Here is a 25,669-nt window from a genome sequence, read left to right as displayed (position 1 = left end):
CCTTATTCTGCGTGTGTCGCTTAATCGCTCGCGCGCTATCCGGCGCTGGCGCTTGATCCGGGATCAGCGCAGGCGGGTGACGGTCTGCATCATCTGGTCGGTGGCTTCGATAACCTTCGAGTTCATCTCGTAGGCGCGCTGTGCGGTGATCAGCGAGGTGATCTCGGTCACCGGGTTCACGTTCGAGGTTTCCAGATAACCCTGCAGCAGCGTGCCATAGCCCGGCTCGCCCGGATTGCCGGCAATTTCGGCGCCGGAAGCGGGGGATTCGAGCAGCAAATTGTTGCCGATGGATTCGAGGCCGGCCATGTTCGGGAATACCGCCAGGTCGATACGGCCCAGATTCTGCAGCTGCACCTGGTTGTCCAGCTTCGCCAGCACTTCGCCGCTGGCATTGATGGTCACCGATACGGCGTTCTGCGGCACCGCGATGGCGGGCTGCACCAGGAAGCCGTCGGCGGTCACCAGCTGGCCTTCCGGGTTCAGCTGGAAGGAGCCGTCGCGGGTGTAGCCGGTCTCGCCATTGGGCAGTTCGATGCGGAACAGCCCTTCGCCCTGGATGGCGACGTCGAGCTGGTTGTCGGTCAGCATCAGGTTGCCCTGCTCATTGATCCGGTAGGTCGCCGCGGCGCGGACACCGACGCCGATCTGCAGGCCGGAGGGAACCACATTGCCCTCCTGCGCAGACTGGGCGCCAACCCGGCGCAGATCCTGATACAGCAGGTCCTGGAATTCCGGCCGCATGCGCTTGAAGCCGACCGTGCTCATGTTGGCGATGTTGTTGGAGATGACCTCCACATTGATCTGCTGCGCCTGCATGCCGGTGGCGGCAATATTAAGGGATCGCATGGTCTGTTACTCCGTGTCTGGCTTTTGGGCCGTTAATCAGGGTTCGTTAGGTGTTAGGCGCCGGATGACGGCTTGCCGAGGCGGCGGATGCCGTCGCGCATGCGGTCATGTTCCTGCTGGATGAGGTTGGAGGTGCGTTCGTAGCTGCGGTGGATTTCGATCATCCGAGTGATCTCGCCGACCGCATTCACGTTCGACCCTTCCAGGGCACCCTGCACCACCCGCGAATCCTGTGGTTCGATCGGCTCCTCCAGGGAGACGAACAGATTATTGCCGGCGCGCTGGAGCGTCTGCGGGTTTTCGAAGGCGACGATCTGGATCTGGCTGATCTGCGCACCGTCCCGGGTGCGGATGAAGCCGAATTCGTCAATCAGCAGCGGCCCCTGATCCATCGGGATCGACACCGGGTTGTTGTTCGCGTCGAGAACGGCATAGCCCTCGGTGGTGACCAGTTCGCCATCCTCGTTGGGCTTGAAGCTGCCGGTGCGCGTATAGCGCGGACCCGCCGGCGTCTCGACCACGAAGTAACCGTCACCGCTTACCGTCAGGTCGTAATCGTTGGCGGTTGTCATCAGCGGGCCTTCCGACATGTCGAAGGCAATCGCCTTGTCGATCACGTAGGACAGCTTCTCGCCGAAGCGGGGCTCTTCCAGATATTCGGCGAACAGCACGCGTTGCCCCTTGAAGCCGGCCGTGTTCACGTTGGCGATATTGTTCGCGATCGTGGACATCTCGCGCTGCAATGCACTCTGACGTGACAAGGCGATGAAGGAAGTGGCTTCCATAGTCGTATCTCTCCTGCCTGGTTCGATGACCGGGAACTGTCCGGCGCGTCGGGCTTGCCAGATCAGATGCAGGAGGTGTGCCAAACTGAAAAATCCCAGAATTCCGCCATTCTTTGCGGAAAATTCCGGTTCCGGGACGGCCGCGACACCCTGGCGGCAGGCTTTGCCCGGCAATTCTTGCCAAGGCAGTCGGGGCAGGAGGGGGCGGGGCGGCCAGCGCCGCCGCACGGGAGGACCACGCTTGTAATGGAATGCCCCCGCGTAAGATCAGGCGCGTAAGATCAGGACCACAAGATCGCGCGGTCGCCGTGGAAAAAACGACAAGGTATAGGGTTAAGAGACAGCCAATCCTTTCAACACGGACATGATTCCGCTAAACTGCAAAAAGCGTTATGTATGAAGCCATGCCGGATCGCCGGGCAAAATGCGGCCCAGGATGCAACCAGGGAGGCACGGTTTTTGCTTTCCCTGCTTTTTCAGGCGCCACACCCCGGTGCCACACCATTGGCGCAGTCCGTCCGGTCCGGGCGGTTTCGCAAGAGTGACAGACAGGTAGAACAAGATGGCGGCTGACGCGGTCGGCGAAGATTTCGAGGAAGGCGGCGGCCCGCCCAAGAAAAAGTTCAGCGGCAAGAAGCTGATCCTTTTCATTGTGCTGCCGTTGCTGCTGTTGATCGGCGTCGGCGTGGGCGTTTACTTCTCCGGCCTGCTCGGGTCCGATCCGGTGCCGGAGGAAACCTCCCAGGAAGCGGCGCCGCCACCGCCGCCGGCTCAGGCCGTGTTCTTCGATCTGCCGGAGATCATCGTCAATCTGAACAGCAGCGGCCGGCGTTCGACCTTCCTGAAGATGAACATCAGTCTTGAGTTGCAGAATCCGTCCGATATCGGACGGATCAACGAGGTGATGCCGCGCATCATCGATAATTTCCAGGTCTATCTGCGTGAGCTGAGGATCGAGGATCTTCAGGGCTCGGCCGGCATGTACCGCCTGCGCGAGGAATTGCTGCGGCGGGTGAATCTGGCGGTGCGTCCGGCGCGTGTGCGCGACGTGCTGTTCCGCGAGATGCTGGTGCAGTAGCAGATGCGGCGCCGGGAGAAGACGGAGGCAAGATGAGCAACGACCAGGACGCCCTCGCCGACGAATGGGCCGCCGCGGGCGAAGATGACGAGGATATGGCCGCCGCCATGGGCGGTGACGAGGACGAGGCCACAGCCCGTGTTCTGAACCAGGCGGAAATCGATTCGCTGCTGGGGTTCGATGAGGATGGCGACGGGTCGGGCGATAATTCCGGCATCCACGCCATCGTCAATTCGGCGCTGGTGTCCTATGAACGCCTGCCGATGCTGGAGGTGGTCTATGACCGCCTGGTGCGCATGATGTCCACGTCCTTGCGCAACTTCACCTCGGACAATGTCGAGGTCTCGCTCGACAACATCAACTCGATCCGTTTCGGCGACTATCTGAACTCGATCCCGCTGCCCGCCATGCTGGGGGTGTTCAAGGCCGACGAATGGGACAATTTCGGCCTGCTGGTGGTCGACTCAGCGATGATCTACTCCATCGTGGACGTGCTGCTCGGCGGCCGGCGCGGCACCGCGGCAATGCGCATCGAGGGGCGGCCCTACACCACCATCGAACGCAATCTGGTGGAGCGCCTGATCAATGTCGTGCTGTCCGACCTGTCGGCCGCCTTCGATCCGCTGTCGCCGGTGACCTTCCGCTTCGAGCGGCTGGAGACCAACCCGCGCTTCGCCACCATCGCCCGGCCCGCCAACGCTGCCATCGTGGCCAGGCTGCGCATCGATATGGAAGATCGTGGTGGCCGGCTGGAGCTGCTGCTGCCCTACGCCACGCTGGAGCCGGTGCGCGAGCTGCTGCTGCAGATGTTCATGGGCGAGAAGTTCGGTCGCGATTCGATCTGGGAAGGCCATCTGGCGACCGAGCTGTGGCATACCGATGTCGAGCTGGAAGCGGTGCTGGACGAGGTGCCGGTGCCGCTGGGCGATGTGCTGAACTGGAAAGTCGGTAGCCGCATGCTGCTGAACACCGAAGCGGATTCGACGATTGATCTGCGCTGCGGCAACGTTACCCTGTTCGGCGGCCGCATGGGGCGCAAGGGAACGGACATTGCCATTCGCATCGAGAAGCGTCATCGCAAGATGTAGCAAGCTGCCGCCGGCACGCTGCCGGCGGTCTTGGAAAGGGATGTGTGCGCGATGGGTGTGGGAATGTCGCTGATGCTGGAAGCGCTGGTGGCTGCCCTGCTGGTCGCCACCATCATCTATGCCGCCATCCTGAACCGCAAGCTGGGCCGGTTGCGCGCCGACCGCGCCGCGCTGGAGGCGCAGATCGCCCGTTTCGTGGAGTGCACGCTGCGCGCCGAGGCCAGCATCAAGCAGCTGAAGGCAACCTCCGACGAGGCCGGCCGGTCCCTGCAGCAGCCGATCGACCGGGCCATGGCGGTACGCGACGAGCTGGTGTTCATGATCGAACGCGGCGATTCGCTGTCGGAAAAACTGTCGGGCCGCATTTCGGCGGCGCGGGAACCGCGCGCCCCGGACGCTTCCGATACGTCCGCAACGATGCCGAGGCGGGATCGAAACCCGCGTCAGGCCGCGCCGGCGCAGGACAGGGGCGCATCCTCCGAGAATGAGAATGACGAGGATGGGGCAGGCCGCTCCAAGGCGGAGCGGGACTTGCTGCGCGCCCTCCGCGATGCCCGCTAGCGGGTGACGCTATTGATTTTACGATGTGACGCAGGGCGTCTGCCGCCCGCATCATAGAACCGAGTGGAATGCCGATGCTTTCGATTCCCCGTCTCTTGCCGGTCACCATCCTGGCCGCGCTGTTGCTGCTGACCGTGAAGCTGGGCGGTATCTGGGACGGCGTGTCCCGGATCCAGGCCGGCATCGGCACCGTGCCTGTTCAGGCCCAACAACAGGCCCAACAGCAGGCGCCCGCTAACCAGCCGCCGGCCGACAGCCAGCAGCAACCGGGTGGGCAAGCGGGGGCGCAATCGGACGTGAAGCAGGGGGATGCCGCTGGCAAAGGGGAAGGCGGCACCGCTGTCGACCCGATCCTGTTCAGCCGCTCCGAGATCGAATTGCTGCAGGAATTGTCGCGTCGCCGCGACGAGCTGGACCAGCGCGAGCAGACGCTGGTGCAGAAGGAAGGGCTGCTGGCGGCGGCCGAACAGCGCATCGACAAGAAGATTGCGGAGCTCGATACCATCCGCTCCGACATCGAGGCGCTGATCAAGAAATATAATGAGCAGGAAGAGGCGGAGGTGCAGCGCCTCGTTAAGATTTACGAGGCGATGAAGCCGAAGGACGCGGCGCGCATCTTCGATCAGCTCGACATGAATATCCTGCTGCAGGTCGTGGAGCGTATGGCCGAACGCCGTGTTGCGCCGATCCTGGCCGATATGAGCCCCAAGCGGGCCAACGAACTGACCGCGGAAATCGCCACGCGCCGGCAAATGCCCAATCTGGGCGTCCAGCCGACCCAGTAGCCAAAACCGGCGCAGCGGAACCGGGCCTCCGGGCGCTGGAAAAAATGATAGTGATCGTCTTAACTCTTGTTTAATTAACGGCGATTACAGTGGCCCCTGTCGCCCGTTAACCACAGAATCCTACGCTTTAAATCGAGGTGATGAATGAGCGTCGATATGAATATGGAGATCCTCATCGTCGATGATTATCGCACGATGCTTCGGATCATCCGCAATCTGCTGAAACAGATCGGCTTCGACAATGTCGATGAAGCCACCGATGGCAGCATGGCGCTCAAGAAGATGCGCGAGAAAAGCTACGGCCTTGTCATTTCCGACTGGAACATGGAGCCGATGACCGGCCTCCAGCTCCTCAAGGAAGTGCGCGCGGACGCCAAGCTGAAGCATACGCCGTTCATCATGGTGACGGCGGAAAGCAAGACCGAGAACGTGATCGCCGCCAAACAGGCCGGCGTGAACAATTACATCGTGAAGCCGTTCAACGCCGCCACGCTGAAAATGAAGCTGTCGGCCGTTATCGGGAACTTCTGACAAAGGGTTCTGCCATGGCCGTTCCGTCAAAATTTTCGGCAAAGCAGTCTGCCGGCGAGGACGCTGCCGATCTGGCGGCCGGCCCTGCCGTGACCACCGATGAGGTGGTTGCCATTGTCGAGCAGATGCTCTCCAACCTGCGCGGTGACCTGTCGCCGGGCGCGATGCAGCTGTATGGCGAGCTGGAGGATCTGGCGCGCTTCATCCGCGATGCGCGTCACGATCTGGCGGAAATCCGGCCGGAGGACATAAGGGACCATCATATCCCGAGTGCGACCGACGAGCTGGATGCGGTGATTGGCGCCACCGAGGAGGCGACGGGCCGCATTCTGGACGCGTGCGAAGTGTTCTCCGAAGTCTCCGGCAAGCTGTCGGCGGAGGATGCGGAACGCACGATGACGGCCGTTACCGAGATTTACGAGGCCTGCAACTTCCAGGACATTACCGGCCAGCGCATCACCAAGGTGGTCGGCACGCTGAAGCATATCGAAGACAAGATCGAACAGCTCCTGGAAGCGTTCGGGGCGGGTGTCGGCACGGCGAAGGCCGCTGCGGCGAAACAGCCGCCGGCCGCCGCCAAACCGAAGGCGACGGACGACAAGCCGGACGCCGATCTGCTGAACGGGCCGCAATTGCCTGGCAATGCGAATTCGCAGGAAGATATCGACGCAATTCTGGCGAGTTTCGACTAGACTAGAGGCAGTTAGGTTAACGAACGGCCGGGGTCTATGCAGGGCGAGGACGGGCAGAACGAGGCGAAGCACCCCGCAGCGGCAAGCGCCCAGGCTCTGTTGAGCCTGTATTTGCTGTTGCTGGCCTTCTTCATCCTGCTGCAATCGATCTCCACCTTCGAGGATCAGCGCGCCGGCGAAGTGATGGAGGGTGTGAACCGCAGCTTTCCCTCCTTCCTGAAATCCGGCACGGTCGGCGGCGACCGGATGACCAGCGGCGGCCTGGCCGATGGTGCTGAAGCCTCGGCGCGGCTCGGTCCGCTTTTCGAATCCCATTTTACCCTGTCGCCAACGGCGCGCATGACGGCGGCTGACAGCTACCGCATATCCGTGCCGCTTTCCGAACTATTCGCCGGTCCGGGCGAGGCGCTGAACCCGCGCGTCGGCAGCTTCCTCGACCAGCTTGCCGATATTCTGCAGCGCCCGCCCTCTGGCGCGCGGATCGAGCTTGAGCTGCTGATCCCCGATCAGCCCGCCGCCCTGATCGAGAATCCCAGCGCTGCCGAAACGCCGACCATGCGGCGCCTTGCCAATCTGGTGCAGGCGCTGGTGCAGGCCGGTGCGCCGTCCAGTGCGCTGTCGATCGGTCAGGGCTTCGGCAACGGAAATGGAAATGGCAGCGGCCAGGCCATGAGTTTCCTGTTCCATATCCGGGGCAGCGCCGCCACCGCCGTCACTTTCGGGCCGGAGACCCGGTGATGGCGCTCGACCCGCTGGCCGGCCTGCACGAAAGCGAACGCGACAAGGCATCCGCGCCGGCCTCGCCGCCGCCTTACAGCCCGTTCCATATCCTGCCCAAGGTTGGCGGACCATTCTGGCTGCTGACCTTTCTCGATGTCATCAGTCTGCTGCTGGCCTTTTTCATCATGCTGTTCGCGATGTCGAACCCCAGGACAGCGGCCTGGGTGGACCTTTCGGCGACCCTGGCCGACCGTCTGGCGCCGAATGTGGAAACCGCGAAACCGGCCCCGCCCACCGCGCTGACCATCGACGAGGACAAGGTCGCGCCGGGCCTCAATCTCGACTATCTGGTCTCGCTGTTGCGTGGCCATCTCGATAGCGATCCGCTGTTGGCACGAACCGTGCTTCACCGTTTCCCGGACCGGTTGATCCTGTCGATGCCGTCCGATCTGCTGTTCGCCCTGAACAGTGCAACCCTGAACGATCAGGCCCGCCGGGCGCTGTTCGAGCTGGGCGGTCTGCTGGGCAATCTCAGCAATCGGACGGATGTGCATGGTCATACCGATCCCGCGCCGATCCGCTCCGGTCCCTATCGCGGGAACTGGGAGCTTTCGTTGGCGCGTGCACAGTCCGTAGCGACGGCGCTGCTGGAATCAGGTTATGATAAGCCTATGATCGTTCAAGGTTTCGCCGATACGCGGTTCGTCTTTCTCGCCCGTGACATCGTCTCGCCCCGGCGCGAGGCGCTGGCGCGCCGTGTCGATATCGTGCTCTACCCGTCGCAGGCTGCGATCCTGCCATGATGCGCGCCGCGCTCCTTTTCCTGCTGGCGGTCATGATCGGCCTTTTGCCCGTCACGGACCGCATGGTCCTGGCCCAGCAATCCGGGCAACCGGTGGCCCCCCAGGCAGCACCCCAGGCGACACCGACCCAGGTACCGGTCCGCGGCGGCCTGCATGAGGGGTATGGCCGGCTGGTGTTCGACTGGCCCGGCAGTGTGGACTATACCGCTGCTGTCGAGGATGGCTCGCTGGTCATCCAGTTCGACCGGCCGCTGCGCGCGGACCTCTCCGGCGCGCTCGCCAATCTGCGGAGCTTCCTGGCCGGCGGATCGCTGGAGCCGGACGGGCGCACCCTGTCCTTCGTGCTCGCCAATGGCGATTTTGGCCTGCGCAGCTTCAAGATCGGCACCTCGGTGGTGCTCGACCTGTTGCGTCAGGGCGGTGCCGAGACCGCGTCCGCGCCGCCGCCTCCCAGCCCATTGCCCGCAAGCCCCGATATCCCCAGCCTCCAGGTACGCGGTGCCGATCACGAGGGCTATTCCCGCCTGGTTTTCGACTGGAACCAGCCGGTCGATTACACGGTCGATAACCGGAACGGGCAGGCGACCCTGCGGTTCGACCGTCCCGCCAGCTTTGAAACCGGCACGCTGAACAGCCGACCGCTGCGCAATGTGCGGCGCGTGGAGCCGACGGGCAATGATTCGCGCGGGATGACCTTGCAGATTCCAAGCGATGCCCGGCTCCGGCATTTCCGCAGCGGTACCCGCATCGTGGTCGATGTCCTGAACCCGGCATCCGAGGCGCCAGCGGGTGCCCAGCAGGCAGCACCGCAGCAGGCGGCCGCGCCGACACCGGCGCCGAAACCGCCGGCGGGCGAGCGCAGCCAATCGCAAGCGCCGGCTCAGCCGCCACAACAGCAGGCGCAGGCCCCGGCCCAGCCATCTGCCCAGCCATCTGGCCAGCCGCCCGCCCGCCCGGCCGGGACGCGCGGCCCCGCCCTGCCGGCACAGCCGGTCGCGCCGGTTATCGCCGAACCGACGGCAGAGGCCGGCCCGGTCACCGGTGCGGCGCCGCAATCCGGGCCGCAATCCGCAGACAGGATCATGCCGACGCAACCGCTGGCGTCCTCGCTGTCGCCGCAGCGCATCCGCGCGCCGGTGCCGCTGGAGCAGTTGCAGGGCACGCCGGTGCCGGTGACCTTGCGCCGCGAGGGTGACCTTGTGGCGTTGCGCTTCCAGTTCGAGGATGCCAATGCGGCCGCTGTGTTCCGCCGTGCGGCGCATCTCTGGATCGTCTTCGATGGCGCCAGGCGGTTCGATTTCTCGGCAATTTCCGAAAGCGATGCGGGTATTTTCTCCGAACTCACGCAGCTTCCTGTCCCGAACGGCTCAGCGGCGCGCGCCCGGCTGGTGCCGGGCATCAATCCGCGGATCTGGCGCGACGGACCAACCTGGGTGATCGAGCTGCGGGCGCAGCCGCTGCGCCCGGACGTGGCGCTGAATACCGAGATGCAGCCGGTCAGCCCGCAGGGGCCGCGCCTGTTCATTCCGGTTACCGGCATCGGCGAGACCACCGTGGTTCGCGATCCCGAGGTCGGAGACGAACTTCATATCGTACCCTTGTCGATGCTGGGCCGTGGCATTGAGGGCGACAGGCGTTTCGCCGAATTCGAATTGCTGGCGACGGTGCAGGGCATTGCCGTGGTGCCGCTGGCCGATGGCGTGGCCGTGCGGCAACTGCCGGACGGTGTGGCGATCACCGGCGGCGACGGGCTGGTGCTGTCGCGCGATCTGCCGGAACGCTCCGATACGTTCGGCGAAGTGGCGTCGGATTCCGACATCCGCAGCGGCAAGCCGTTCTCGATGCTGGAATGGCGCGGCAATCAGGCGCCCGGCCAGGGCTTCTATCCCAAGCGGCAGCAATTGCAGTTCGCGCTGGCCGATGCCACCAGCATCGCCCGCACCAAGCCGCGCATGGACCTGGCGCGCTTCTATTTCGCCAACGGCCTGGCGCCGGAGGCGACGGGCCTGTTGCGGGTCATCGCGGAGGGCGATTCGGACTATGCCAACCTGCCCAGCTTCAAGGCGCTGCGCGGGGCGACCCAGTTTATGATGGGGCGCCATCAGGATGCGCTGAATGATCTGTCCGACAGGGCACTGGACGGTATCCGCGAGGTGGCGCTGTGGCGCGGCGCGGCTTACGCGGCGCTCGGCAAGTGGAACGAGGCGGTCGAGCAGTTTGCCCGTGCCGGCGAAATCCCTGCCGATTATCCGCGTAATTTCACGACCGAGATCGCGCTGCTGGCGGCACAGGCCGCGATCCGCGTCGGCGACAATCGCGGTGCCGGCCAGTTCCTGAACGTGGTCGCCGCCGGCGCGCCGACCGACAGCGAGCAGGCGCGCATCAACTATCTGCGCGGGCGTGTGCTGCAGGCGACGGGCGATACCGATGCGGCTTTCGATCTGTGGCGTCCGCTGGCCGAGGGCGCGGACCGCTGGGCCCGTGTACGCGCGGCGCGCGCGGTCATCGAGGAGGAGCTGGCGCAGGAGAAGATATCCAACGCCGACGCGCTGCAGCGGCTGGAAAGCCTGCGCTTCGCCTGGCGCGGCGACGAACTCGAGTTCGACCTGCTGCGCCGGCTGGGCGATCTGTATCTGGCGGAGAATGATTATCGCAACGGTCTGGCGACCCTGCGTGAGGCGGCGACCCTGTTCCCGGACCATCCGGAAACGCCGACCCTGGCACGCACCATGACCGATGCCTTTGCCAAGCTGTATCTCGAAGGTGGCGCGGAGCGCATGCCGCCGCTGACCGCGCTGGCCCTGTACGACGATTTCCGTGAGCTGACCCCGCCGGGTGCCCGCGGCAACGAGATGATTCAGCGTCTGGCCGACCGGCTGGTCACGGTCGATCTTCTGGACCGTGCCGCCAACCTGCTGGACCGGCAGGTGAAATTCCGCCTGGAAGGGGTCGAGAAAGCGCGGATCGGCGCCCGGCTTGCGCTCATCCGGCTGCTCGACCGGCGGCCGGAGGCGGCTGTCGGCGCGCTGGATGAAAGTGCTGTTCCCGGTATCCCGGTCGATCTGGCGCGTGAGCGCAACCGGCTGCGGGCGCGCGCGCAGTTCGATCTCGGCAATCCGGATCAGGCCATCGCTTTGTTGCAGCCGGATACCAGCCGGGAGGCCGATCTGCTGCGCGCCGACATTCTGTGGCGGCAGCAGGATTGGGCCGGAGCGGCCGAAGTGTTCACCCGCCTAGCCGAGCCGCTGGCGGACAAGCGCGACCTGACGGAGCGTGAGGCAACCCTGGTGCTGAACTGGGCGATTTCCGCCTCGATGAGCGAGGATACCCCGGCTGTGGTACTGATCCGGCAGAACTATGCCCAGGCGATGGACGATACCCGTTTCCGCGAGGCCTTCCGGCTGATTACCAACACGACGTCGGGCGATCTGAACGATCTGCGCACGCTGACCCAGCGTTTCCAGGAGGTCGAACGCTTCCAGTCCTTCCTCAGCGACTACCGGGAACGGCTGAAGGCCAGCCAGCTCAGCGCCATCAACTGACGGCGATCTCCGGCTCTATAACGGGCCGTAACTCTGCACCAGGCTGCCGGCGATCATGTACCAGCCGTCCAGCAGCACGAAGAAGATCAGCTTGAAGGGCAGGGAGACAATGACCGGCGGGATCATCATCATGCCCATCGACATCAGGATCGAGGCGACCACCATGTCGATGATGACGAACGGGATGTAGATCAGGAAGCCGATCTCGAAGGCGCGGCGCAACTCGCTGATCATGAAGGCGGGGACAAGGGCGCGCAGCGGCGTGTTCTCGCCAACCTGCTCCGGCGTTGCCTTGGCCATGCCGAGGAAAAGATCCAGATCCTGCTCGCGCACATGGCTGCGCATGAAGCTGTGGAACGGTTCGATCACCCGTTGCAGCGCCTCCGCCTCGTCGATCTGCTGGTCAAGCAGCGGCACCACCCCCTCATTATAGGCGCGCTCCAGCGTCGGCTGCATGATGAAGAAGGTCAGGAACATCGCCAGGCTGATCAGTACGATGTTTGGCGGGTTCTGCTGCGTGCCCAGCGCGAAGCGCATGAAGGACAGAACCACGACGATGCGGGTGAAGGAGGTCACCATCACCAGGATGCCGGGGGCGATCGACAGGACGGTGAAGATGGCGATAAGCTGGATGATCCGCGCCGTGGTGGAGCCGTCGGGCGAGCCGAGATCCAGGTTGAAGCTCTGCGCCGCCGCCAGTCCCGGCAGCAGCAGGACAGGCAGCGCCAGCAGCGCGGTTTTCGCAAGAACGCGGCGGCTCATTCCGCCGTCTCCGTGCCGGTGCGGCGGCCCAGGCGCGGTTCGCGCGGGCCCGGGGGTGCCGGTGGCGCTTTCGGCGCCGGCCTGGTCGATGACGGGGGCGATGACGGGGGCGTGCGGTCCAGCATCGCATCGAAATCGCCGGCGCTGTCCTGCTCATCCTCTTCGAGGGATTCGATCAGCAGATCGCTTTCCGGCCCCAGAAGCACCAGATGTTCCCGGCCGTCGCGGCGCAGCAGCAGCAGCCGGCGCTTGGCGTCCACCGGCAGCACCTCGACCAGCCGCAGCCGCCGCTCGCCGCGTGTGCGGGGCAGCGCGCCGCCAATCCCCAGCCGCCGTATGACCAGATAGAGCAGGCCGAGCAGTGCCAGCACGAAGACCAACGCAAGGACGGCGTAGAGATAGCTTTCGATGTTCATGTGCCGGCCTTTCCGGGGAGCATTATCGGAAGCCTTTATCATAGGCGCGCGAGGCATGCAGCCTTTGCGCGCTGGCGGGCTCCTGCTTCGCCTTGCCGCCGGTCTTCTGCTCCAGCCGGCCGGCCAGCGTGCCCAGTGCCTCGATTGCCTGCTCCATCTCCGGCAGCAGGGTCCGGGCCTCGGCGGCGGGCAGGGCGGTCGCCCCGGCGCAGGCTGCCGCGACCGCACCGGTCAGGCTGGCCAGGCGGACCGGTTCGCCGGCGTCCAGCGCGCGGCCGGCAGCGTCGATATCGGTCAGGATGCGGGCGAGGTTCTGGCGGGCGTCGGCGAGTGACATGGCGCGGTTATGACGCGGTTGTATCGGCGGACGGGGCAGGCGGGGCCTCCTCGGCCAACCGGCTGTTGGCCTGGTACACATAGGACAGGATTTCCGCCACGGCGGCGAAGGCCTCGACGGGGATTTCCTGATTGACCTCCACGGCCATCAGCACCTGGGCGAGTTCGGGATCGCGGCGCACCTTCACATCATGATCGAAGGCCAGCCGCAGGATTTTATCGGCGATCGCGCCATAGCCCTGGGCCACCACCATCGGCGCCCTGTCGGCGCCATGTTCGTGATGCAACGCCACGGCAATCTGCCGATCGCCCTTTTTGCCGTCGCGGGGCGGCAGCGGAGCGACGTCCAGTTCGTCGATGATGTCGAACAGCCGGTCACCCAGCGATGGTTTCTGGGAGGGCTTCTGGGGAGGCAAGTGCGGTGGCTTTTTCGGCTCCATGCCATATTCCATTCGAATGCGCTGACCTATCCTAGAGCCTTTCTCTCTTTCACGGAAGCGACTGCGCCGATGCGGCAATTCTTGCCGGGGCGGCAAGCGGTAGGCCGGAATTCTCTGCCTCGCAGCCGGGTGTGGCAGAATTTTTCTATATTTTTCAATATGTTGTGTTCCGGCACGCGGATTGCTTTCAATTCTGGCAAGGCAAACGGCCGAACCGGATGCAAGGCAAGGAGACAACGACATGAGCATGGGCAATCTGGCACTGTTTCAGGGCATGAAGCAGAAGATGGACTGGCTGGCCCAGCGCCATACCGTGCTGGCGGAGAATGTCGCCAATGCCGACACGCCGGGTTATCGGGCGCGCGATCTGAAGCCGCTGGATTTCCGCGCCATGGTGAAGGAAACCCCGCGGGTGAACATGGCCGCCACCACCGCGAACCACCTGACCGGCATCCGGCGCGAGCCGGAATTCCGCGTCAATGAGGAGCGTCCGCGGAACGCCTACGAAGTCAGCATCAACCAGAACGCGGTCTCGCTGGAGAACCAGCTGACCAACGTGTCGCAGAACCAGGCGGATTTCCGCCTCGCGAGCAGCCTGTACCGGCAGAACCTCACCATGATGAAACTGGCGATCGGCCGCCAGCCGGGCGCGTAAGGGCGCCGCCGCAGGAATAAGGAGAGAGCAGGATGGCACAGGATCTGATGGGTGCGATGACGATCTCGACCTCGGGCATGAAGGCCCAGGGTCTGCGTCTGCGGGTGATTTCGGAGAATCTGGCGAACGCCAATTCAGTGGCGGAGGGTCCGGGGCAGGAGCCCTACCGGCGCAAGATCGTGATGTTCCGGAATGAGCTGGACCGCGCCGACAACATGCACAAGGTCTCGGTAAGCAGGGTCACCAACGACCCCTCGCAGTTCCAGACCAAATACGACCCGACGCATCCTTATGCGGACCAGGATGGCTACATCATGGCGCCGAACGTCTCGGCGCTGATCGAGACGATGGACATGCGCGAGGCACAGCGCAGCTACGAAGCCAATCTGAACGTCATCGAGACCTCGATGTCGATGCTGACCAGAACCATCGATCTTCTGCGCGGTTGATGATAAATAGAGGGCTGTAAGCGCGAAGGAGGAACAGACCATGGTTGCCCGGATCGGTGATGCGATTGCTGCCTATGCCAAGACCGGCCAGATCGAAGGCGGTCTGGAGACGCGCGAGCCTGGCAAGGATTTCGCCAGCTTCCTGCGCGACAGCGTCCAGGAGGCGCATGAGGTGATGAAGGGCGGCGAGGAGATGAGCATGAAGGCCATCACCGGAAAAGCCGACCTCAACGATGTTATCGTCGCGGTGAACGACGCCGAGGTGACGCTGCAGACCGTCGTCGGACTGCGCGACCGGATGATCCAGGCCTATCAGGAAATCCTGCGTATGCCGATCTGACGGCCCGGTTCTGCGTTGGTAAAGGCCGGGGGGCGAGGGGCCGAGTCATGAATCCGAGCGACGTAATCGACGTTTCCCGTGAGGCGCTGGTGGCCACGCTCGTTATCTGCGGGCCGGCCATGCTCATCGGCCTCGCCATCGGTCTTGTCATCGCGCTGTTTCAGGCGCTGACGCATATCCAGGAAATGACGCTGGTCTTCGTGCCGAAGATTATTGTGGTGTTTGCCAGCCTGTTTGTTTTCATGCCCTTCATGCTCAGCACGCTCCTGGATTTCTCGGCGACGCTGGTGGACCGCATTATCGCGCTGAATTAACGGAGGCACGGCTGGCCGATGCCTTTCGAGCTGTTCCTACCCGCCCAGTTTTTCGCCTTCTTCCTGGTGTTTTCGCGCGTCGGTGCGGCGCTCTCGATGATGCCGGGACTTGGTGAGGGGCTGGTCTCCATGCGGGTCCGGCTGGCCTTCGCCATGCTGGTCAGTTTCCTGACAGTGCCGCTGGTACAGGATACGCTGCCGGCAATGCCGCCGACTGCGCCGCAACTGGCCCTGCTGGTGGCCGGCGAGGTGGTGATCGGCCTGTTCATCGGCACCCTGTCGCGCATCGCGCTGACGATTCTGGAAATGGCTGGCTTCATCATCTCGATGCAGATCGGCCTCGCCTCGGCGCAGGCCTTCAACCCCAGCCTGGGCGCGCAGGGCTCGCTGCCCGGCGCGCTGCTGAGCACGATCGGCGTGCTGCTGATCCTGGCGACCAACCTGCATCACATCTTCATGCTGGGGGTGGTGGACAGCTATACGGTGTTCACGCCTGGCGCGCCGCTGCCGGTGCAGGATTTCTCCATGGCGGTCACGCGGGCGGTCGCCGACGGTTTCCGCATCGCGCTGCAGATCGGCGCGCCGCTGCTGGTCATCGGCGTGCTGTTCCAGGTCAGCGTCGGCGTGCTGTCGCGGCTGATGCCGCAGCTGCAGATCTTCTTCATCGTGCTGCCGTTCCAGCTGCTGCTCGGTGTTTTCCTGTTCTCGCTGATATTGTCGGCCTCGATGATGTGGTTCCTGCGCTATTATGAAAGCGTGGTGATGCGCATGCTGGCGCTTTGATTTAGAGTGCAGCCGCGATCGATGTGATAAGTCCGGGGGGCGCTTGCCACGTCAGGTGCCCCAATATTTGCGAATCGGAGACGGATCAACCCCGCGCGGGGCCGGATCCAGACGGCGGAGGCCATGTCCGACGATCAGGACGAAGCGTCCAAAACAGAAGACCCGACAGACAAGAAACTGTCGGACGCCCGGGAGAAGGGCCAGGTTGCCGTCTCGCAGGAGGTGGCGAGCTGGTTCTCGCTGGTTGGCGGGCTGCTGATCGTCAGCCTGTTCGCCGGCTTCGTATCGAAGCAGATTTACACCTCCATCCGCCCTTTCATCGAAAAGCCGCATGAGCTGATCCTGGATGCGGCCAATGTCGGCAGCGTCTTCGCCTATGTGGTCGCCGGCACGGCCATCGCACTCAGCATCCCGGTGCTGCTGTTCCTGTTCCTGGGGGTGAGCGCGAACCTTATGCAGAATGGCGTGCTGTTCGCCCCCGAGGCGATTGCGCCGAAGCTGCAGAACATCTCGCCCATAAAAGGGCTGCAGAAGATGTTCTCCTCCAAGGGGCTGGTCGAGTTCCTGAAGGGCATCTTCAAGATTGTCCTGGTGGGCGCGCTGCTGGGCCTGATCATGTATCCGGAACTGGCCCGGCTGGAAGAGATCATGCAGCTGGATCCGGTGGAAATGCTGGAGGAAATCCGCTGGATGCTGATCCTGCTGCTGGGCGGGGCGGTCTGTGTGATGGCGGTCATCGCCTTTGCCGATCTGGTCTATCAGCGCTATGCCTTCAACAAGCAGATGCGCATGACCAAGCAGGAAGTGCGCGACGAATACAAGCAGACCGAAGGCGACCCGATGATCAAGGGCCGCCTGCGCAATCTGCGCATGCAGCGCGCGCGCCAGCGCATGATGTCCGCCGTGCCGCAGGCCACCGTGGTGGTCACCAACCCGACCCATTATGCGGTTGCCATCAAGTATGAGCGCGACAGCATGCAGGCGCCGATGGTGGTGGCCAAGGGCATTGACGCGGTGGCGCTGCGCATTCGCGAGATGGCGGAGGAGCACAAGGTGCCGGTGGTCGAGAATCCGCCGATTGCCCGCATGCTGTACGCCTCGGTCGAGGTCGATCAGGAAATCAAGCCGGAGCAGTATCAGGCCATTGCCGAGATCATCTCCTACGTCTTCCGCCTGAACCAGGGCCGTAACCAGAATCAGAACCAGAACCAGGGACGAAATGGCGGAACAACCCGGCAATAACACCGCCTCCGGCGGATTGTTTGGCGATATCGCCCGGCTGTTTGGCCGTGGCGCCGATTCCGGCGGCGAATCCGGTATCGGTTCGGCTATCGGTTCGGGAGGGGCTGGTAGCGGTATCGGCAATGACCAGCTTGCCCAGGCCTTCGAGAATGCGCCGCTGGCCATCGTCTTCGCCGACCGCGCGGGGCGGGTGCTGGCCGGTAACCGCATGTTCTGCGACCTGGCCGGTCTGGACAGCGTGCCGCCCGAGGGAAGTCTGGCGCTGTCGGCGCTGGTGCAGGCCGAGGATGCCGGCCAGCTCGCCGAGGCCGTCGAACTGGCGCTGGCCGGATCGCCGCCCGGACTTCCGGTGGAAATCCGCATGGCGCGGGACGCCGATCTGGTGGCCGCCGGTTTCGTGCGTGTTCTGCAGGGCGCGGATTTGGCGAATGGGTCCGAAGGAAAAGAGCCCCGCCTGATGCTGCATCTGATCGATGTCAGCCAGCGCAAGAAGCTGGAAGTGCAGTTCGTGCAGTCGCAGAAGATGCAGGCGGTGGGCCAGCTTGCCGGCGGCGTGGCGCATGATTTCAACAATCTGCTGACCGCGATGATCGGCTTCTGCGACCTGCTGCTGCTGCGCCATTCGCCCGGCGACCAGTCCTTCGCCGACATCATGCAGATCAAGCAGAACGCCAACCGGGCGGCCAATCTGGTGCGCCAGCTGCTGGCCTTCTCGCGCCAGCAGACGCTCAGGCCGCGGGTGCTGGACGTCTCGGAGGTGGTGTCGGAACTGTCGCACCTGCTGCGCCGGCTGATGGGCGAGAATATCCGGCTCGACATGCGCCATGGCCGCAATCTCGATCTCGTGAAGGTCGATCAGGGGCAGATTGAGCAGGTGATCCTGAACCTCGCCGTGAATGCGCGCGACGCCATGCCGGAGGGCGGGGCGCTCACCATTGCCACGGAGAATACCGAAATCACCCACATGCAGCAGATCGGCACGGAGGAGATCCTGCCCGGCCGATATGTGAAGATCGAGGTGTCCGATACCGGCACCGGCATCCCGCCCGAGGTGGTGCCGCGCATTTTCGAACCTTTCTTCACCACTAAGGCGGTCGGCTCGGGCACCGGCCTTGGCCTGTCCACCGTCTATGGCATCGTGAAGCAGACCGGCGGCCATGTGCTGGTCAGCAGCGAGCTTGGCCACGGCACTTGCTTCTCGATCCTGCTGCCGGCCTATGCCGCGGACGGGGCGCAGAGCGCGGAGCCGGGGGAGGATGCCGAGACCCGCCACCGCGACCTGACCGGGGCCGGCACGATCATGCTGGTCGAGGATGAGGATCCGGTCCGGCTGTTCAGCGCCCGGGCCCTGCGTAACAAGGGCTACAAGGTGATCGAGGCGCGTTCCGGCGAGGCGGCGATGGAAATCCTGGCCGCCGAGGATGAGCAGATCGACCTGCTGATCACCGATGTGGTCATGCCAGGGATCGACGGGCCGACGCTGATCCGCCTCGTGCGCGAACACCGGCCTCACATCAAGGTACTGTGCATTTCCGGCTATTCCGAGGATGCGCTGCGCCAGCGCATCGCGGAGCAGGCCGACATCGCCTTCCTGTCCAAGCCGTTCAGCCTGAAGCAGCTGGCCGGCCGCGTGAAGGAGCTGCTGGAGGGGTAGCGGCAATCCGCGCCAGTGGGGTTATCGAGCCGTTGCTTTGAGAACAAATCAGGAAAACCTGTTGCGAATGGGAACAAATCATGTACATTGATCCCTGCGTTGCCAGTCGGCGCCGCGCTGTGAAATAACAGGGAGCATTGCCATGTCGGCACAACTTCTCCGCCTCGTCGAAGGGGACAATATGGATAAGCAGAAGGCTCTGGATGCGGCGCTGGGCCAGATTGAGCGCGCATTCGGAAAGGGCTCGATCATGAAGCTGGGTCAGCGCGATTCGGCGGTGGAGATCGATTCGGTTTCCACCGGGTCGCTCGGCCTTGATATCGCGCTGGGCATAGGCGGGCTGCCGCGCGGCCGCGTGATCGAGATTTACGGGCCGGAAAGCTCCGGCAAGACGACGCTGGCGCTGCATACGGTGGCCGAGGCGCAGAAGGTCGGCGGCACTTGCGCCTTCATCGATGCCGAACATGCGCTGGACCCGTCCTATGCCCGCAAGCTGGGCGTGAATATCGATGAATTGCTGATCTCCCAGCCCGATGCCGGCGAACAGGCGCTGGAGATCGCCGACACGCTGGTGCGCTCGGGCGCCATCGATGTGCTGGTGGTGGACAGCGTGGCGGCCCTGGTGCCGCGCGCCGAGCTGGAAGGCGAGATGGGCGACAGCCATGTCGGGTTGCAGGCGCGGCTGATGAGCCAGGCGCTGCGCAAGCTGACCGCCTCGATCTCGAAATCCCGCTGCATGGTCATCTTCATCAACCAGATCCGCATGAAGATCGGCGTCATGTTCGGCAATCCGGAGACCACGACCGGCGGCCATGCGCTGAAATTCTACGCCTCGGTGCGTCTCGACATCCGCCGCATCGGCGCGATCAAGGACAAGGACGAGGTGGTGGGCAACCAGACCCGCGTGAAGGTGGTGAAGAACAAGGTGGCGCCGCCGTTCCGCGTCGTCGAGTTCGACATCATGTATGGCGAGGGTGTGTCGAAGATGGGCGAGCTGATCGATCTCGGCGTGAAGGCCAACATCGTCGAGAAGTCCGGCGCCTGGTTCTCCTACAATGGCCAGCGCATCGGCCAGGGCCGCGAGAACGCCAAGAATTTCCTGCGTGAGAACACCGCCATGGCGCAGGAGATCGAGCAGAAGATCCGGGCCAATGCCGGCATCGTCTCCGAGGCGCTGATGGGCGCACCGGAAGAGGATAACGGCGACACGCCCGAGGAGTAAGATCGGCCTTCCGCCGCTGGACAGTGTTCCCGGCGGCCCGTATAAGCGAAGACCCGCTGGTGATCGGCGGCGTGGATGCCTTGGCCTGCCTCTCGTGGCAGGCTCGGGCCGTTCGCGCCGCCTTGCCATGTGCGCCGTCTGTGTGCGTCGTAGAGGAGGCCTGCATCGACAGGGCTTCACGACGGCGCCGGATGGCACGATATAGGGGAATACGGCACGAGAAACGGCAGGCCGGCTCGGACGGGCCGTAACCGACGCGAAACCTGAATGAACCTAGAAGATTGCACGCATGAACACGGCGAACGATATCCGCAAGACCTTCCTGGAGTATTTTGCGCGCAACGGGCACGAGGTCGTTGCCTCCAGCCCGCTGGTGCCGCGCAATGATCCCACCTTGCTGTTCACCAATGCCGGCATGGTGCAGTTCAAGAACGTCTTCACCGGCGCCGAGACCCGGCCTTATGACAGGGCCGCGACCTCGCAGAAATGCGTGCGCGCCGGCGGCAAGCATAATGACCTGGAAAATGTCGGCTATACCGCGCGCCACCATACTTTCTTCGAGATGCTGGGCAATTTCTCCTTCGGCGATTATTTCAAGGAACAGGCGATCGAGCTGGCCTGGAACCTGATCACCAGGGAATACGGCCTGCCCAAGGAAAAGCTGCTGGTCACCGTCTATGCCGAGGACGAGCAGGCGCACGGGCTGTGGAAGAAGATCGCCGGCCTGACCGACGACAGGATCATCCGCATCGGCACCTCCGACAATTTCTGGCAGATGGGCGATACTGGCCCGTGCGGCCCGTGCTCGGAAATCTTCTACGACCATGGCGACAAGATTCCCGGCGGGCCTCCGGGTAGCCCGGACGAGGATGGCGACCGCTTCATCGAAATCTGGAACCTGGTGTTCATGCAGTTCGACCAGCGCGCACCGGGCGACCGGGTGTCGCTGCCGCGCCCGTCGATCGATACCGGCATGGGGCTGGAGCGCATCACCGCCGTGCTGCAGGGCAAGCACGACAATTACGACATCGACCTGATGCGCGCCCTGATCGAGGCCTCGGCCGAGGCGTCCGGCGTCGATGCCGACGGGCCGTTCAAGACCTCGCACCGGGTGATCGCCGACCATCTGCGCGCCAGTTCCTTCCTGATTGCCGACGGTGTGCTGCCGGCAAATGAGGGTCGCGGCTATGTGCTGCGCCGGATTATGCGCCGCGCCATGCGCCACGCCCACATGCTGGGCTGCCGCGACCCGCTGCTGTGGCGTCTGGTGCCCGCACTGGTGCGCCAGATGGGCGAGGCCTATCCGGAGCTGCTGCGCGCCCAGGCGCTGATCGTCGAGACGCTGAAGCTGGAGGAAAACCGCTTCAAGCAGATGCTGGATCGCGGGCTGAAGCTGCTGGAGGAGGAAACCGGCCGTCTGGGCGCCGGCGGCACGCTGTCCGGCGATGTCGCCTTCAAGCTGTACGACACTTTCGGCTTCCCGCTGGACCTGACGCAGGACATCCTGCGCGGCCAGGGCGGCAGCGTCGATACCGCCGCCTTCGATACCGCGATGGCGCGCCAGAAGGCCGCCGCCCGCGCCGCCTGGGCCGGGTCCGGTGACGCGGCGACCGAGACGGTATGGTTCGACATTCGCGAGAAGGCGGGCGCCACCGAGTTTCTGGGCTATGCCGAGGATGCCGCCGAGGGCCAGATCATGGCGCTGGTGGTGGACGGCCAGCCGGTACACAGCGCGAAGGCGGGCGACAAGGTGGCGCTGGTCGCCAACCAGACGCCGTTCTATGCCGAATCCGGCGGCCAGATGGGCGATGCCGGCAGCATCGTCACGGCCAATGGCGCTGAAATTCGCATCTCCGACACGCAGAAGAAGTTGGGCGCGCTGCATGTCCATCTCGGCGAGGTGGTGAAGGGCGAGGTCACGACCGGCGACACGGCGGAGTTCCGCATCGACACCACGCGCCGCGACGCGCTGCGCGCCAACCATTCCGCGACCCATCTGCTGCATGAGGCGCTGCGCCGCCGGCTGGGCGACCACGTCACGCAGAAGGGCTCGCTGGTGGCGCCGGACCGGCTGCGCTTCGACATCAGCCACCCGAAGGCACTGTCGCCCGAGGAAATCCGCGATGTCGAGGCGGAGGTGAACAACCGCATCCGGGTGAATGCCGAGGTGAACACCTCGCTGATGACCCCGGAGGAGGCGGTCGAGGCCGGGGCGCTGGCACTGTTCGGCGAGAAGTATGGCGAGGAGGTGCGCGTCGTCTCTATGGGCGGTGCGGAACCGGAAAAGGGCAAGTTCGGCAGCTTCTCGACCGAGCTGTGCGGCGGTACCCATGTGCGCCGCACCGGCGATATCGGCTTCCTGAAGATCGTCGGCGAAAGCGCCGTCTCGGCCGGCGTGCGCCGCATCGAGGCGGTGACCGGCATTGGCGCGCTGGCCCATATCGATCAGCAGGAAGCGCTGCTGGCGGAGACTGCCGGCGTGCTGAAGGCATCGCCCTCCGAACTGCCGGCCCGCGTTGCGGCGCTGGTTGAGGAGCGCCGGCGGCTGGAACGCGAGCTGGTCGATCTGCGCAAGAAGATGGCCAGCGGCGGTGGTGGCGGTGACGATTCCGGCGGTGCCCGCGATGTCGGCGGGGTGAAATATGCCGCGCGCCGGCTGGATGACGTGCCGGCCAAGGAGCTGAAGGGCATGGCCGACGCGGTGAAGCAGCAGATCGGCTCCGGCGTCGTGGCGCTGGTCGCGGTGCAGGACGGCAAGGCGTCGCTGGTGGTCGCGGTGACGGATGACCTCATCGGCCGGTTCAGCGCGGTGGATTTCGTGCGCGTCGGCTCCGAGGCGCTGGGCGGCAAGGGCGGCGGCGGCCGTCCCGATATGGCGCAGGCCGGCGGCCCGGACGGCGACAAGGCGGACAGCGCACTGGCGGCCATCGAACAGGCACTGGCGGCGAAGGCGGCGGCCTGATCATGGATGGCGGCACTCTGCGCTTCGGCGGCACCGATTCCTACGTCGCGACCGCCGATCTGACGCTGGCGGTGAATGCCGCCATTACGCTGCAGCGGCCGCTGCTGGTGAAGGGCGAGCCCGGCACCGGCAAGACCGTACTGGCGCATGAGGTGGCGCGCTCGCTTGGCCTCGATCTCATCGAATGGCATGTGAAATCGACCACCAAGGCGCAGCAGGGGCTGTACGAATATGACGCGGTCAGCCGGCTGCGCGACAGCCAGCTTGGCGACGCGAAGGTGAAGGACATCGCCAACTACATCCGCCGCGGCAAGCTGTGGGAGGCCTTTGTCGCCGAGCGCCCCACCGTGCTGCTGATCGACGAGATCGACAAGGCGGATATCGAGTTCCCGAACGATCTGCTGCTGGAACTCGACCGCATGGAATTCTTCGTCTATGAGACCGGCGAAGTGGTGAAGGCGGCGCGCCGGCCCATCGTCATCATCACCTCGAACAATGAGAAGGAACTGCCGGACGCCTTCCTGCGCCGCTGCTTCTTCCATTACATCCGCTTCCCCGATGCGGAGACGATGACCGACATCGTCGAGATGCATTTTCCCGGCATCAAGCAGGCGCTGCTGCGCGAGGCGCTGGCCAGCTTCTACGAGCTGCGCGACGCGCCCGGCCTGAAGAAGAAGCCCGGCACCTCGGAACTGCTGGACTGGCTGAAGCTGCTGCTGGTCGAGGATATCCCGCCGGAGGCACTGCGCGCCAAGGATGCGAAAAGCGCCATTCCGCCGCTCTATGGCGCGCTGCTGAAGAACGAGCAGGACGTGCAGCTGTTCGAGCGCCTGGCCTTCCTCGCCCGCCGCGAAGGCCGCTAGGCGCGGGATCGGAGGAGGCGGATGTTCGTCAGCTTCTTCCTTGAGTTGCGCCAGGCCGGCGTGCCGGTGTCTTTGCGCGAATATCTGACCCTGCTGGAAGGCGTCGAGGCCGGCGTGCCCGGCTATTCGGTCGAGAATTTCTATTATTTCTCCCGCGCCGCGATGGTGAAGGACGAACGCCATCTCGACCGCTTCGACCAGGTGTTCGGCCATGTCTTCAAAGGGCTGGAACTGCTGGACGGCGTGTTCGGCGCGGAAATTCCCGAGGAATGGCTGCGCAAGCTGGCCGAACGGCACCTCTCCGAGGAGGAAAAGCGCCAGATCGAGGCGCTGGGCGGCTGGGACAAGCTGATGGAGACGCTGCGCCAGCGGCTGGAGGAGCAGAAGAAGCGTCACCAGGGCGGCAATAAATGGATCGGCACCGCCGGTACCTCGCCGTTCGGCGCCTATGGCTATAACCCCGAGGGCGTGCGCGTCGGCCAGGAAGGCAACCGCAATTTCCGCGCGGTGAAAGTGTGGGACCAGCGCGCCTACCGCAATCTCGACGACAGCGTGGAGATCGGCACCCGCAACATCAAGGTAGCGCTGCGCCGGCTGCGCCGCTTTGCCCGGCAAGGGGCGCCGACCGAGCTGGACCTCGACGACACCATCCGCTCGACCGCGCGCAATGCCGGGCTGCTCGACCTGAAGATGCGCCCGGAACGGCACAATGCGGTGAAGCTGCTGCTGTTCTTCGATGTCGGCGGCTCGATGGATGGCCATATCCGCGTCTGCGAGGAGCTGTTCTCCGCCGCGCGCGCCGAATTCAAACACATGGAATATTTCTACTTCCACAATTGCCCGTACGAGCGGGTGTGGAAGGACAACAGCCGGCGCGGCACCGACAAGATCCCGACCTTCGAGGTGCTGCGCACCTACCCCGCCGATTATCGCGTGATCTTCGTCGGCGATGCCTCGATGAGTCCCTACGAGGTTTTCCAGCCCGGCGGCTCGGTCGAGCACTGGAACGAGGAGGCCGGCGCGGTGTGGATGCACCGGCTGCTGGAGACCTATTCGCGCGCCATCTGGCTGAACCCGGTGGCGGAGGGGCGCTGGCCGTGGTTCGAATCGATCCAGGCTCTGCGCCAGATGATGGGCGGGCGCATGTTCCCGCTTACCCTCGACGGGCTCGACCGCGGCATCCGCGAGCTGACGCGCTAGGGCTGGTACAGCCAGCGACGGAGGGCTATATTAGGCATATGAGCAAGTCGATCCATAAAGCACCTGTCCGCGATGCCGATGCGCCATCGGTGAAGCCGCTTCCGCCTCGTCCGGCAAAGCCGGAAGTGAGCGCGACGGAGTTGGACGCCTTTGCCGATGAAGCGATGACGCGTTACGACAAGATGTTTAAGGCACTCGCCAAATGACGAGCCGGTCTGGCTCTCCGTCAATGATGTCATTCGCCTTCAGCAAAAATTGATCGATGCCTATGGAGGCTCGCCCGGTATCCGGGATATGAACCTGATCGAATCCGCGCTTGCCCGGCCCATGCAGCTCTGGGCTTACGGCGACCCTCAGCCGGATATGGCCGCATTGGCCGCTTCTCTTGCCCATGGGCTTGCGAAGAATCATGGTTTCGTGGACGGGAACAAACGTATCGCTGCACTAGGCCTTATGGTGTTTCTGCGCGCCAATGGTTATCGCATCGAAACGACCGATGAAGAGGGTGAAAGCAATTTCGTCGCTTTGGCTGCCGGAGAAATAGGGGCTGAAGAGTTGACAGTGTGGGTGCGTGAGAAAGCCGTTACAATAGACTAA

Annotated in this window: 27 protein-coding genes and 1 pseudogene; 22 read left to right on the top strand and 6 right to left on the bottom strand. The window is 64.2% G+C overall.

Translation table 11 applies throughout. The features are described from left to right. Positions 1 to 63 precede the first annotated feature (63 nt). Together flgG and flgF are read right to left on the bottom strand one after the other, a co-directional pair. The gene (gene flgG, locus BKM74_RS06020; protein ID WP_086464795.1) at positions 64 to 849 is read right to left on the bottom strand and encodes a flagellar basal-body rod protein FlgG; all 786 of its coding nucleotides are present in this window, start codon (positions 847 to 849) and stop codon (positions 64 to 66) included. Positions 850 to 902: 53 nt separating this feature from the next. Then, the gene (flgF, locus tag BKM74_RS06015) at positions 903 to 1,634 is read right to left on the bottom strand and encodes a flagellar basal-body rod protein FlgF (RefSeq protein WP_086464794.1); all 732 of its coding nucleotides are present in this window, start codon (positions 1,632 to 1,634) and stop codon (positions 903 to 905) included. 562 nt (positions 1,635 to 2,196) lie between these two features. Here flgF and BKM74_RS06010 point away from each other — a divergent pair. The 9 genes from BKM74_RS06010 (at position 2,197) to BKM74_RS05970 (ending at position 11,434) form a co-directional block, all read left to right on the top strand. Further along, entirely contained in the window at positions 2,197 to 2,712 is a 516-nt protein-coding gene (locus tag BKM74_RS06010) for a flagellar basal body-associated FliL family protein (RefSeq protein WP_086464793.1), read from the top strand. Positions 2,713 to 2,744: 32 nt separating this feature from the next. Next, positions 2,745 to 3,800, top strand: a complete 1,056-nt coding sequence (gene fliM, locus BKM74_RS06005) for a flagellar motor switch protein FliM (RefSeq protein WP_008944799.1) — start codon at positions 2,745 to 2,747, stop codon at positions 3,798 to 3,800. A gap of 51 nt (positions 3,801 to 3,851) precedes the next feature. Beyond that, positions 3,852 to 4,361, top strand: a complete 510-nt coding sequence (locus BKM74_RS06000; protein WP_140056024.1) for a DUF6468 domain-containing protein — start codon at positions 3,852 to 3,854, stop codon at positions 4,359 to 4,361. 74 nt (positions 4,362 to 4,435) lie between these two features. After that, entirely contained in the window at positions 4,436 to 5,146 is a 711-nt protein-coding gene (locus BKM74_RS05995) for a MotE family protein (RefSeq protein ID WP_086464791.1), read from the top strand. A gap of 144 nt (positions 5,147 to 5,290) precedes the next feature. After that, positions 5,291 to 5,677, top strand: a complete 387-nt coding sequence (locus tag BKM74_RS05990) for a response regulator (protein ID WP_086464790.1) — start codon at positions 5,291 to 5,293, stop codon at positions 5,675 to 5,677. A gap of 14 nt (positions 5,678 to 5,691) precedes the next feature. Continuing rightward, positions 5,692 to 6,369, top strand: a complete 678-nt coding sequence (locus BKM74_RS05985; protein WP_086464789.1) for a protein phosphatase CheZ — start codon at positions 5,692 to 5,694, stop codon at positions 6,367 to 6,369. Between the two features lie 36 nt (positions 6,370 to 6,405). Continuing rightward, on the top strand, positions 6,406 to 7,107 hold the full coding sequence (locus tag BKM74_RS05980) for a hypothetical protein (protein ID WP_086464788.1): 702 nt from the start codon (positions 6,406 to 6,408) through the stop codon (positions 7,105 to 7,107). Continuing rightward, a complete protein-coding gene (locus tag BKM74_RS05975; RefSeq protein WP_086464787.1) occupies positions 7,107 to 7,892 on the top strand; it encodes an OmpA/MotB family protein in 786 nt (261 codons plus the stop codon). The genes BKM74_RS05980 and BKM74_RS05975 overlap by 1 nt, the downstream gene beginning before the upstream one ends. Further along, complete coding sequence (locus tag BKM74_RS05970) at positions 7,889 to 11,434, top strand: tetratricopeptide repeat protein (protein WP_086464786.1); 3,546 nt, start codon at positions 7,889 to 7,891, stop codon at positions 11,432 to 11,434. The genes BKM74_RS05975 and BKM74_RS05970 overlap by 4 nt, the downstream gene beginning before the upstream one ends. A 15-nt stretch (positions 11,435 to 11,449) precedes the next feature. On the opposite strand, the gene fliP is transcribed toward BKM74_RS05970, so the two are convergent. From fliP to BKM74_RS05950, 4 genes are read right to left on the bottom strand one after another with little or no spacing between them, the layout of a single operon-like run. After that, positions 11,450 to 12,196, bottom strand: coding sequence for a flagellar type III secretion system pore protein FliP (gene fliP, locus BKM74_RS05965; RefSeq protein WP_086464785.1), 747 nt, complete (start codon positions 12,194 to 12,196; stop codon positions 11,450 to 11,452). Continuing rightward, positions 12,193 to 12,612 carry a flagellar biosynthetic protein FliO gene (locus tag BKM74_RS05960; protein WP_086464784.1) on the bottom strand — a complete coding sequence of 140 codons (420 nt, stop codon included), beginning with the start codon at positions 12,610 to 12,612 and terminating at the stop codon, positions 12,193 to 12,195. Before BKM74_RS05960 ends, fliP begins: the two co-directional genes overlap by 4 nt. Before the next feature lie 22 nt (positions 12,613 to 12,634). Beyond that, entirely contained in the window at positions 12,635 to 12,949 is a 315-nt protein-coding gene (locus BKM74_RS05955) for a hypothetical protein (protein WP_086464783.1), read from the bottom strand. 7 nt (positions 12,950 to 12,956) lie between these two features. Then, positions 12,957 to 13,388: an EscU/YscU/HrcU family type III secretion system export apparatus switch protein gene (locus BKM74_RS05950; RefSeq protein ID WP_086465060.1), complete on the bottom strand. Its 432-nt coding sequence runs from the start codon at positions 13,386 to 13,388 to the stop codon at positions 12,957 to 12,959. A gap of 241 nt (positions 13,389 to 13,629) precedes the next feature. Between BKM74_RS05950 and flgB the strand changes: the two genes are divergently transcribed. The 13 genes and pseudogenes from flgB to BKM74_RS05890 form a co-directional block, all read left to right on the top strand. Continuing rightward, entirely contained in the window at positions 13,630 to 14,043 is a 414-nt protein-coding gene (gene flgB / locus BKM74_RS05945; protein ID WP_086464782.1) for a flagellar basal body rod protein FlgB, read from the top strand. A 32-nt stretch (positions 14,044 to 14,075) separates the two neighbouring features. Beyond that, positions 14,076 to 14,492 carry a flagellar basal body rod protein FlgC gene (flgC, locus tag BKM74_RS05940; protein ID WP_086464781.1) on the top strand — a complete coding sequence of 139 codons (417 nt, stop codon included), beginning with the start codon at positions 14,076 to 14,078 and terminating at the stop codon, positions 14,490 to 14,492. Positions 14,493 to 14,532: 40 nt separating this feature from the next. Beyond that, positions 14,533 to 14,832 (top strand): flagellar hook-basal body complex protein FliE, encoded by a 300-nt coding sequence (fliE, locus tag BKM74_RS05935; protein ID WP_086464780.1) that lies wholly within the window; start codon positions 14,533 to 14,535, stop codon positions 14,830 to 14,832. A gap of 47 nt (positions 14,833 to 14,879) precedes the next feature. Next, positions 14,880 to 15,146: a flagellar biosynthesis protein FliQ gene (gene fliQ, locus BKM74_RS05930; RefSeq protein ID WP_086464779.1), complete on the top strand. Its 267-nt coding sequence runs from the start codon at positions 14,880 to 14,882 to the stop codon at positions 15,144 to 15,146. 18 nt (positions 15,147 to 15,164) lie between these two features. After that, positions 15,165 to 15,929 carry a flagellar biosynthetic protein FliR gene (fliR, locus tag BKM74_RS05925; protein ID WP_086464778.1) on the top strand — a complete coding sequence of 255 codons (765 nt, stop codon included), beginning with the start codon at positions 15,165 to 15,167 and terminating at the stop codon, positions 15,927 to 15,929. Positions 15,930 to 16,052: 123 nt separating this feature from the next. Further along, entirely contained in the window at positions 16,053 to 17,171 is a 1,119-nt protein-coding gene (flhB, locus tag BKM74_RS05920; protein WP_086464777.1) for a flagellar biosynthesis protein FlhB, read from the top strand. Further along, a complete protein-coding gene (locus tag BKM74_RS05915) occupies positions 17,149 to 18,825 on the top strand; it encodes an ATP-binding protein (protein ID WP_086464776.1) in 1,677 nt (558 codons plus the stop codon). The genes flhB and BKM74_RS05915 overlap by 23 nt, the downstream gene beginning before the upstream one ends. Positions 18,826 to 18,967: 142 nt before the next feature. Next, the gene (gene recA, locus BKM74_RS05910) at positions 18,968 to 20,047 is read left to right on the top strand and encodes a recombinase RecA (RefSeq protein ID WP_086464775.1); all 1,080 of its coding nucleotides are present in this window, start codon (positions 18,968 to 18,970) and stop codon (positions 20,045 to 20,047) included. A gap of 289 nt (positions 20,048 to 20,336) precedes the next feature. Beyond that, positions 20,337 to 23,009 carry an alanine--tRNA ligase gene (gene alaS, locus BKM74_RS05905; RefSeq protein ID WP_086464774.1) on the top strand — a complete coding sequence of 891 codons (2,673 nt, stop codon included), beginning with the start codon at positions 20,337 to 20,339 and terminating at the stop codon, positions 23,007 to 23,009. Between the two features lie 17 nt (positions 23,010 to 23,026). Beyond that, positions 23,027 to 23,872 carry an AAA family ATPase gene (locus tag BKM74_RS05900; RefSeq protein WP_086465059.1) on the top strand — a complete coding sequence of 282 codons (846 nt, stop codon included), beginning with the start codon at positions 23,027 to 23,029 and terminating at the stop codon, positions 23,870 to 23,872. Between the two features lie 21 nt (positions 23,873 to 23,893). After that, on the top strand, positions 23,894 to 25,072 hold the full coding sequence (locus BKM74_RS05895; RefSeq protein ID WP_086464773.1) for a vWA domain-containing protein: 1,179 nt from the start codon (positions 23,894 to 23,896) through the stop codon (positions 25,070 to 25,072). A gap of 38 nt (positions 25,073 to 25,110) precedes the next feature. After that, positions 25,111 to 25,278, top strand: a complete 168-nt coding sequence (locus BKM74_RS18700) for a hypothetical protein (RefSeq protein WP_176342413.1) — start codon at positions 25,111 to 25,113, stop codon at positions 25,276 to 25,278. A gap of 22 nt (positions 25,279 to 25,300) precedes the next feature. Next, a pseudogene (locus BKM74_RS05890) lies at positions 25,301 to 25,669 on the top strand (type II toxin-antitoxin system death-on-curing family toxin); the annotation flags it as partial.

The sequence above is a fragment of the Oceanibaculum nanhaiense genome (genome assembly GCF_002148795.1).
Taxonomy (GTDB): Bacteria; Pseudomonadota; Alphaproteobacteria; order Oceanibaculales; family Oceanibaculaceae; genus Oceanibaculum; species Oceanibaculum nanhaiense.
The sequence above is the reverse complement of the archived record's forward strand: the minus strand, read 5'-3'. Positions and strand labels throughout refer to the sequence as shown.